Genomic DNA, 9,374 nt, shown 5'->3' on the forward strand with positions numbered 1-9,374 from the left:
AGCATGGATAATTAAGCGATTAGCTATAATTTTTGGAAAGGGAAGTCTTATATGAAAGGCATAGTTTTAGCTGGTGGCAGTGGTACACGGTTGTATCCGATCACAAGAGGTATTTCTAAACAACTGATCCCAGTATACGATAAGCCGATGATCTATTATCCACTTTCAACTTTGATGTTAGCAGGGATCAAGGATATCTTGGTGATCTCAACCCCAGAATTTACTCCGTTATTTGAAAAACTTTTAGGGAATGGTTCTGATTTTGGGATAAGGCTTTCTTATAAGGTACAAGAACAGCCAAATGGGTTGGCCGAAGCTTTTATTTTAGGTAAAGACTTTATTGGTGATGACTCAGTCTGTTTGATCTTAGGTGATAATATCTACTACGGTAGTGGATTGAGCCAATTGCTCAGGGATGCTGCCAAAAAAGAACAAGGGGCAACAGTCTTTGGCTACCACGTGACTGATCCCGAGCGTTTTGGGGTAGTAGAATTCGATAAGGCACACCACGCTTTGTCGATCGAAGAAAAACCGACAAAATCTAAAAGTAATTATGCCATCACTGGTCTTTATTTTTATGATAATGATGTTGTTTCGATCGCCGAGAACTTAAAGCCTTCAGAACGTGGTGAGTTAGAGATCACGGATGTCAATAAAGAGTACTTAAGACGTGGTCGCTTGGATGTTAAGCTCATGGGACGAGGATACGCCTGGTTAGATACTGGAACGCATGATTCGATGTTAGAAGCTTCAAGCTTTATCGCAACGATCCAAAAGCGTCAGAACTTAAAAGTTGCTAGTTTGGAAGAAATTGCATATCGCCAAGGCTGGATAACTAGAGAACGTTTATTAGAATTAGCACGATCGATGAAGAAAAATGACTACGGGCAATATTTATTGCGTTTAGCCAATGAAGAGTAGGTAGGAGTAGTTAAACATGGTTAAAGTTATTGATACAAAGTTACAAGATGCTAAGATCATTGAGACCGATGTTTTTGGTGATCATCGTGGTTTTTTCACGGAAACATATACAAAGCAAAAATTTGTCGAAGCAGGGGTCGATTTTGATTTCACCCAAGACAACCAGTCACTTTCGGTTGAACCAGGTGTCTTAAGAGGATTGCATTATCAACGTGCGCCTTATGCTCAAACAAAATTACTGCGTGCCGTTACAGGTGTTATCTATGATGTGATCGTAGATGTTCGTAAAGGCTCACCAACATATGGTCAGTGGCAAGGGTTTATCTTAAGTGAGTACAACCACCGCCAATTATTAGTACCAAAGGGTTTTGCTCATGGTTTTGTGACTTTGACCCCAAATGTGAATGTAGCTTACAAAGTTGATGGCTACTACAATCCCGAAGCTGATGGTGGGATCGCATTTGATGATCCAGATCTAGGGATCGACTGGCCAATGCCGATCGAACATCTGATCTTATCGGATAAAGATAAAAATCATCCACGTCTAAAGGATGCTGATCTAAACTTTACTTACAGAAAGGACTAACTTGATGAAAAACTTACTTGTAACAGGCGGTGCCGGCTTTATCGGTAGTAACTTTGTCCGCTACATGCTTGAAAAATATCCTGAATATAAGATCGTTAACTTAGATCTATTGACCTATGCTGGTAATATTCATAATTTAGATGATCTAGAGGATAACCCTAATCATATCTTTGTTCACGGCAATATTATAAATCGGGAATTGGTAAAACATTTAGTTAAAGAACACGATATCGATACGATCGTGAACTTTGCCGCTGAAAGTCATGTTGATCGTTCGATCTTGCATCCAGAAGTTTTCGTAGAAACAAATGTGCAAGGTACGTTAGCTTTATTACATGTGGCTAAGACAATGGGCTTAGAAAAGTATCTGCAAGTTTCAACTGATGAAGTTTATGGTACTTTGGGCAAAGAAGGCTACTTTAGTGAAACGACACCACTAGCACCTAACTCACCATATTCAGCAAGTAAGGCTTCTGCTGATCTGTTAGTTCGTGCTTACTATGAAACTTATGATTTGAATGTGAATATCACACGTTGTTCAAATAACTACGGACCATATCAATTCCCAGAAAAATTGATCCCATTGATGACATCAAATGGGGTGGACGGTAAGAAATTACCGATCTACGGGGATGGTAAAAATATCCGCGATTGGCTTCATGTCTACGATCACTGCCAAGCAATCGACCTTGTTTTACATAAGGGTCGCAAGGGTGAAGTTTATAATGTCGGTGGACATAATGAACGGACAAATAATGAGATCGTACACTTGATCGTTGAACAACTTGGTTTAGGTGAAGATGCAATTGAATATGTTGCTGATCGTTTGGGTCACGATCGTCGTTATGCGATCGACCCAACAAAGATCGAAACCAAACTTGGTTGGAAGCCAAAATATACTTTTGATACAGGTATCGTTGAAACTGTTGATTGGTATTTAAACAACGAAGACTGGTGGCGCCCACTAAAAGAACGTGCAGCCTTGGATCAATAGTGATAAATAGAAGGTTGGTGTTTTTACATCAACTTTTTTTACTAGAAGTAGAAAGCTAAAATTTAGGAGATAAAAAGATGAAAATATTGATCACAGGTGGTAACGGTCAATTGGGACAAGAGTTACAACATTTATTAGATGAACGCAAGATCGCTTATGATGCAGCGGATGTCGAAGCTTTAGATATCACTGATGAAGAAAAAGTTGAAGCATATTTTGCTAAAAATCGTCCCGAAGTCGTTTATCATTGTGCGGCTTACACGGCTGTTGATAAGGCTGAAGGCGAAGGCAAGAAGGTCAATGAATTGGTCAATGCAGTTGGTTCAGAGATCATGGCCAAGGCTTGCAAAAAATATGATGCTTTGATGGTCTATGTCAGCACCGATTATGTTTTTGATGGTTTACGGACAGAAGGCGAATATATGCCAGATGATCCTAAGGGGCCAAGAAATGAATATGGACGAACAAAATTGATCGGTGAAGAAGCGATCGAAAAATACTGTGACAAGTATTACATCGTTCGTACTGCATGGGTCTATGGTAAATGGGGACATAATTTTGTTTATACAATGTTGAACTTAGCTAAAGATCATGATCGTTTGACCGTGGTCTCAGATCAGATCGGTCGTCCAACATGGACCCGCACTTTAGCTGAATTTTTGACGTATCTAGTTGATAACAACATCGAATATGGGATTTATCAATGTAGTAATGATGGCCAATGCTCATGGTATGAATTTGCTAAAGAGATCTTAAAAGATAAGGATGTTGAAGTCGTACCGGTATCTTCTGATGAATATCCAACAGCAGCTTTCCGCCCTCCATATTCGGTGATGCACTTAGCTAAAGAAACCGGTTTTGAATTTCCAATGTGGCAAGATGCACTAGCTGAATTTATGAAAATGAGTGAAAGGTAATTGAATAGCATAGTAAGGTCGTGGATTTTAGGTGAAAAAAGTATTATTTGTTGTAGAAGCTTTTGGCGGTGGGGTGTTTACATATATAGCCGACTTAGCTAATGAATTGAGTAAGGAGTACAATGTATACATTGCATACTCTCTTAGAAATGAAACACCAGTCGATTTTGAAAACTATTTTAATTCCAAAATAAATTTAATTCGTGTAGAAAATTTTACACGTGAAATAAATTTGAAAAAAGATACTAAAGCTATTTTGGAGCTAAAGAAGATCGTTAAAAATATTGAACCTGACATAATACATCTTCATTCATCTAAAGCTGGAGTATTGGGAAGAGTGGCTTTTCTAGGAAAGCAAACACCAATATTTTATACTCCTCATGGATATAGTTTCTTTATGCCTAATATCAGCCCTAAAAAACGCTTTATATATAAAGAAATTGAAAAATTATGTTCACTTAGCAGATGTGTCACAATTGCATGTAGTAAAAGTGAGTATGAAACATCTTTGAAAATAAACTCAAAAGCTGAATATGTAAATAATGGTATCAATATAAGAAATTTGAATAAGCTTGTTACCGGTACAACTAAATCTGTGGAAGGGAATTTACGAATTGCCACTTTAGGAAGGATAGCATATCAAAAAAATCCTAAATTATTTAATAAAATTGCTAGATCATTTCCAAATAATGAATTTGTTTGGATCGGTGATGGAGATATGAAAAATGTATTAACATCAAAAAATATACATGTAACGGGTTGGTTAGATAGAAAAACTGCAATAAAAATGATGGAAGATAGTGATGTGTTTTTGTTGACTTCTCGTTATGAAGGATTACCAATGTCATTATTAGAAGCAATGTATATGAAAAAAATATGTGTAGTTAGTTCAGTAGTGGGAAACCGTGATGTAATAAATGGGAAAAATGGTTTTCTGTGTGAAAACTTGGATGATTATATCTCAGTAATAGATCAAGTGCAACATATGGATACAAGAAGTATTGTACAACAAGCTAAAGATGATATTTTACGTGAATATAACACGGAAATAATGTCTGAAAAATATAAAGAGATATATCATAAATATTCAGGAATTTATACATTGAGTTTGAAAAAACATTGATTTTTACAAAGCTATGTTACGAGGAGAATTTAAATGAAAAAAAGTATTTTTGTCGTTAGTCATAAAAATGTGGCAATGCCACAAGACGATATGTATATACCGATACAAGTGGGACAAAAAAACGAGGATTTTCCGGGATATATTCGAGATAATACCGGAGAAAATATTGCTTCGAAGAATCCTAATTATTGCGAATTGACCGCACAATATTGGGCTTGGAAAAATAGTAAGGCTGATATAAAAGGGCTTGTGCATTACAGAAGGCTTTTTGGTAAACAAAGTAGTGGGATCTTTACCCCGATCGCGACTAGGTATAAATATGTATTAAATTCAGAGACTTTAGAAGAATTGTTAAGTGAATATGATATGGTGGTACCCAAAGCCCACAATTACTATATTGAAACTGCATATGGACACTATAGACATGCGCATCATACTGAAGGATTAAAGATAACAAGAGATATTTTGAAATCAGATTATCCTAGTTACTTAAAGAAGTATGACGAAGTTTTAAATCGTAGAAGGTCACACTTACTAAATATGATGATCACTAGAAAGGAGATATTTGATAGTTATTCGGAATGGTTATTTGATGTTCTTGGAAAAGTAGAAGGAAGACTGGATATTTCAAATTACTCAGTGAGTGAAGCCAGAGTATTTGGTTATATCAGTGAGTTATTGCTGGATGTGTGGATAGAATGTAATAGTATTAATTATGTAGAATTACCAGTTCTTTATATGGAAAAACAAAACTATTTCAAACGATATGCAACGAGTTTTGCTAGAAAATTAGGATTATTAAAAGTGAGATAATAAAAATTAGGTGGTTGATCAATGAGCATAGATGAAAAAGTGGTTATTATGATGGCAACATATAATGGTGCTGACTATATAAAAAGACAAATGGATAGTATTCTTTCACAAAGTTATAGTAATTGGGAAATGTACATTAGTGACGATAGTTCGAATGATGGAACATTGGAGATTTTAAAAAAATATAAGCAAAAAGATAATAGGATAAAGAAAATTTTGGTGAATAATAACTATCATGGAGCCTTTGCGAATTATTTTAACGTTATGCACTATGTCAAAAATTGTGGAACAAAATATTCCTATTATTTTTATTGTGATCAGGATGATATGTGGGTCAAGGATAAGCTTGAATTCGAAATATGTGAAATGCGAAAAATAGAATATGCAAATAAAAATATTCCTGTATTTTGTTATTCTGATTTAGAACTAGTAGACTCTAGAGGCGAAAAATTGAACGATAGAATGTCAAATCATATTAAAGTTCAATTTAGCGAAAAACCCTACAATATATTTTTTAAGGAACAATATGTTTGGGGAACGACCATGGGGCACAATTCTAGATTGTGGGATATAATGGCTATAGAATCGCCGGATACTGTGAAAAATATGATACCACATGATACATATGTAAGTAGGTACGCAGCCATTTATGCAAAAATAAAATTTATTGAACGTCCATTAGTTATATATACTAGACATGGAAATAATGTTACAGGAATACCTGGGAATGGGGGAATGATAAAAAATTTAAAAAAACTTACGATCAAACTTCCAGAAGTTATAAATAGAACAGCAAGTTCCTACGGTGGTGGGCTATACTTGTTGAGAAATATTGCAGATAAAAATTTAAAAGTAAAAGAATTAGAGAACTGTTTACTTTTTGGAGGGGTGAAAGCACGGAGTTTTATTAGAAAATACAGATTGCTAGAAGAAGAATATTTTTGGGGCAGATGTGCAACAAAATTTATATTATATACTGGAGTATATAGATTATCCAAGTCATATAGGAAGTATAGGGAATTAAGATGTTAGAACTACTATTAATAATATTTTTGATACTGGTTTTTGTTACGTATGTACTTTTTGATTACGATGTCATGGCCCCACCATTTCTTTTCTGTGCAATGTATTTTTTTTCACTATCATGTGCATTTTTGAATAGATTAAAATGGGGAATCGCGTTGTCCGGTGAGACTTTCATTATATATTTATTGGGAGCAATGATTTTTATAGGTATTGGATTGTTATGTAAAGTTACATTATACAGTGATAAAAATAATATAACAAAGGTAAATATTAGAAGGATAGATATAAACCCTATTATAACGATAGTATTGGTGATGTTATGTGCCGTAACCTTATATTTATGGATAAAAAATGTAAAAGATATTGCGGGACCGAGTACTTCATTTTCTAATATGATGGAGAAATATCGTGGCAAAACTAGTTACTCGTTTGAAGATGCTATGCCTGGATATGTACAACAATTAGCAAAAATAGTATTAGCTAGTGCTTACATATATGCATTTACTATGGTTAATAATTATATGTCTAAAAATATAAAGAAAATAGATTTATTGAACTTTCTACCCATATTGTTATATGTCATACTAAGTTTGTACGACAGTAATCGTTTGAATTTGTTGCAACTAATTGCAACTATAGCTATTTATTTTGGAATTTTATGGAATTTAAAAAATTCAACTGCTAGTGGCTCTATAAAATTTGTTTTTAAATTAATGTTAGTTTTTGCACTAGTACTGGTATCATTTTACGGGATCAGGTTAGTTGTTGGGAGAACGATATCTAAAAATGTAAATTTTATAGATTATATCACTGTATATGCAGGTGGACCTGTAAAACTTTTTGATATGTTCATTAGAGATCCAATACATCATACTGATCTTTGGGGAAAAGAAACATTTATCTCTCTGTATAACAGCCTGAGAAAGTTTGATCCAGATATTCCTAAGTATTTAGTTCATAAAGAGTTTAGAATGTACAATGGGATCGATTTAGGTAACGTTTATAGTGCATATAGGGAGTGGTACGCTGATTTTGGCATGAATGGTGTAGTAGTATTACAAATAATTTTTGCAACATTTTTTAACGCTTTTTATTTCAAATTGAAAAGTATAGGTGCATACAATAAGAAGTTCTTGCTAATTATATATGGTTATATGGCATCAGCAATACTATTGCATCCAATTGATGATAAATTTTTTACAACGATGGTATCAATGGGATTTATAACCATATTAATAGTATTTTATGTTATATATAATATCACTTTAAAAAAATATAGAATTATATGGTAGCAATATTATGGACGGAAAACTAAAAAAGAATTTTATTTATGTCATATTAGCTCAACTGATATCTTTACTTGTTAGTTGTAGCACTAACTTAATATTACCAAAGTTTATATCAACGACAGACTTTAGTTATTGGCAGCTATTTATGTTCTATACACTGTATATTCCTTGTTTAGCTTTGGGTCTAAATGATGGTGTATATCTTAGGTATGGTGGAAAAGATAAGGATGAATTAGACTATACTGCTATAAAAAGCCAATATGTTTTTGGGATCATATATCAGATCATTTTGGCGATGCTAGTAGGGCAATTTCTGATATACTTTTCGGATTCTAACGGCAGACGTTGGGTAATATATAGTGTACTTGTATATTACATTATTTATACATGTCATAATTTTTTGAGTTATATATTTCAAGCGACAGGTGAGTCTAACGTATGGTCGAAATCTATCATTTTGCATAGGATAATATTTTTAAGTGCTCAAACAGTACTTTTGTTAACTGGGATATACAATGTGTTCTATTTTATTCCAGCATTTAACATTGCTTTGCTAGTCTCATTAGCTTATTTGTATTTTTTTATACAAAAATACTTTAAAAAAGTTAAAATAGATTGGCGTTTAGGAGCTACTGAAGCACTTTTAAGTATAAAAGTAGGGATCAGTCTAATGGTTGCTAATGTTTGTTCCACATTAATTTTGGGGGTAGGTAGATTTATTATAGACAATAAATGGGGATTGTTAGCCTTTGGTAAAGTCTCTTTTTCGTTGACATTGATAAATTTTGCTTTGACGTTTATTTCACAAGTAGGAATAGTTTTATTTCCTGCATTAAGGAGAATAGATGGAAAAAAATTACAACGGTACTATAAAAAAATAGCAGTAGGATTATTTTTTCTATTACCACTAATGTATATAATTTATTTACCGTTGAAATTTGTATTATTACTGTGGTTACCAAATTATTCCCAAAGTATTGATTACTTATCAATTTTATTACCCATTTGTTTTTTTGACAGCAAGATGAACCTTATGGGGAATACTTTTCTTAAAGTGTTGAGTAAACAAGTTGTGCTACTTAAAATAAATATTTTAACTATTATTTTTGGTGGTATATGGGGAATAGTAGCGGCATACGTCTTTGATGATATGAAATTAGTTGTTGTAGGGATGGTCATATCTGTAATTTTTAGAAGTATTATAGCAGATATAGTCTTGGGAAAAGAACTATCAGTTAGTTTATGGCGGTTAGAAATATTAGATATTGTATTAGCTATAATATTTATTATAACTGCAACATATCTATTATGGTGGCAAGCATTTTTCAGCATGATCTTTGTATATGTAATACGTAGTGTATATTTGAAATTTATTGGATAGGAGAATTGCTATGGATAAAAATTTACAAAATGACGGAACTATCACATTGGATATAAGAAGATTTAATGTGATCATGAAAAAAAATATTTTGGGGATCGTAATTTGTGGAGTGATAGGTTTAGTTCTATCGACAATAGTATCTACTGTAATTATGACTCCAAAGTATGAATCCAGCGTAGATATTTTGGTCAATCAAAAATCAAGCGATATTCAGACTCAATTGAACGTTCAACAAGCCGACTTGCAAGCTATTAATACATATAAGGATGTTTTGAAGAAGCCAATTATTTTAAGTGATGTGTTAAAACAACTGCGTGAAAAGGA

At 33.4% G+C, this 9,374-nt stretch carries 10 protein-coding genes; all 10 read left to right on the forward strand.

The window, feature by feature from the left end; genetic code table 11:
• Positions 1-51 precede the first annotated feature (51 nt).
• Positions 52-921, forward strand: coding sequence for a glucose-1-phosphate thymidylyltransferase RfbA (gene rfbA, locus Q9Q35_RS02635; protein ID WP_304652004.1), 870 nt, complete (start codon positions 52-54; stop codon positions 919-921).
• 16 nt (positions 922-937) lie between these two features.
• Positions 938-1,507: a dTDP-4-dehydrorhamnose 3,5-epimerase gene (gene rfbC / locus Q9Q35_RS02640; protein ID WP_304652005.1), complete on the forward strand. Its 570-nt coding sequence runs from the start codon at positions 938-940 to the stop codon at positions 1,505-1,507.
• Positions 1,508-1,511: 4 nt separating this feature from the next.
• Positions 1,512-2,501 carry a dTDP-glucose 4,6-dehydratase gene (gene rfbB, locus Q9Q35_RS02645; protein ID WP_304652006.1) on the forward strand — a complete coding sequence of 330 codons (990 nt, stop codon included), beginning with the start codon at positions 1,512-1,514 and terminating at the stop codon, positions 2,499-2,501.
• A 77-nt stretch (positions 2,502-2,578) separates the two neighbouring features.
• Positions 2,579-3,418, forward strand: coding sequence for a dTDP-4-dehydrorhamnose reductase (gene rfbD, locus Q9Q35_RS02650; RefSeq protein ID WP_304652007.1), 840 nt, complete (start codon positions 2,579-2,581; stop codon positions 3,416-3,418).
• A gap of 31 nt (positions 3,419-3,449) precedes the next feature.
• Complete coding sequence (locus Q9Q35_RS02655) at positions 3,450-4,541, forward strand: glycosyltransferase (RefSeq protein WP_304652008.1); 1,092 nt, start codon at positions 3,450-3,452, stop codon at positions 4,539-4,541.
• 33 nt (positions 4,542-4,574) lie between these two features.
• Positions 4,575-5,354, forward strand: coding sequence for a DUF4422 domain-containing protein (locus Q9Q35_RS02660; RefSeq protein WP_304652009.1), 780 nt, complete (start codon positions 4,575-4,577; stop codon positions 5,352-5,354).
• A 21-nt stretch (positions 5,355-5,375) separates the two neighbouring features.
• A complete protein-coding gene (locus tag Q9Q35_RS02665; RefSeq protein ID WP_304652010.1) occupies positions 5,376-6,386 on the forward strand; it encodes a glycosyltransferase in 1,011 nt (336 codons plus the stop codon).
• Positions 6,380-7,672 (forward strand): O-antigen polymerase, encoded by a 1,293-nt coding sequence (locus Q9Q35_RS02670; protein WP_304652011.1) that lies wholly within the window; start codon positions 6,380-6,382, stop codon positions 7,670-7,672. Before Q9Q35_RS02665 ends, Q9Q35_RS02670 begins: the two co-directional genes overlap by 7 nt.
• Positions 7,673-7,679: 7 nt before the next feature.
• Positions 7,680-9,050, forward strand: a complete 1,371-nt coding sequence (locus Q9Q35_RS02675; protein WP_304652012.1) for a hypothetical protein — start codon at positions 7,680-7,682, stop codon at positions 9,048-9,050.
• A gap of 10 nt (positions 9,051-9,060) precedes the next feature.
• A partial coding sequence (locus tag Q9Q35_RS02680; RefSeq protein ID WP_304652013.1) for a Wzz/FepE/Etk N-terminal domain-containing protein occupies positions 9,061-9,374 on the forward strand: 314 nt, incomplete at its 3' end.

This window comes from uncultured Ligilactobacillus sp., from assembly GCF_948826705.1.
Lineage (GTDB): Bacteria > Bacillota > Bacilli > Lactobacillales > Lactobacillaceae > Ligilactobacillus.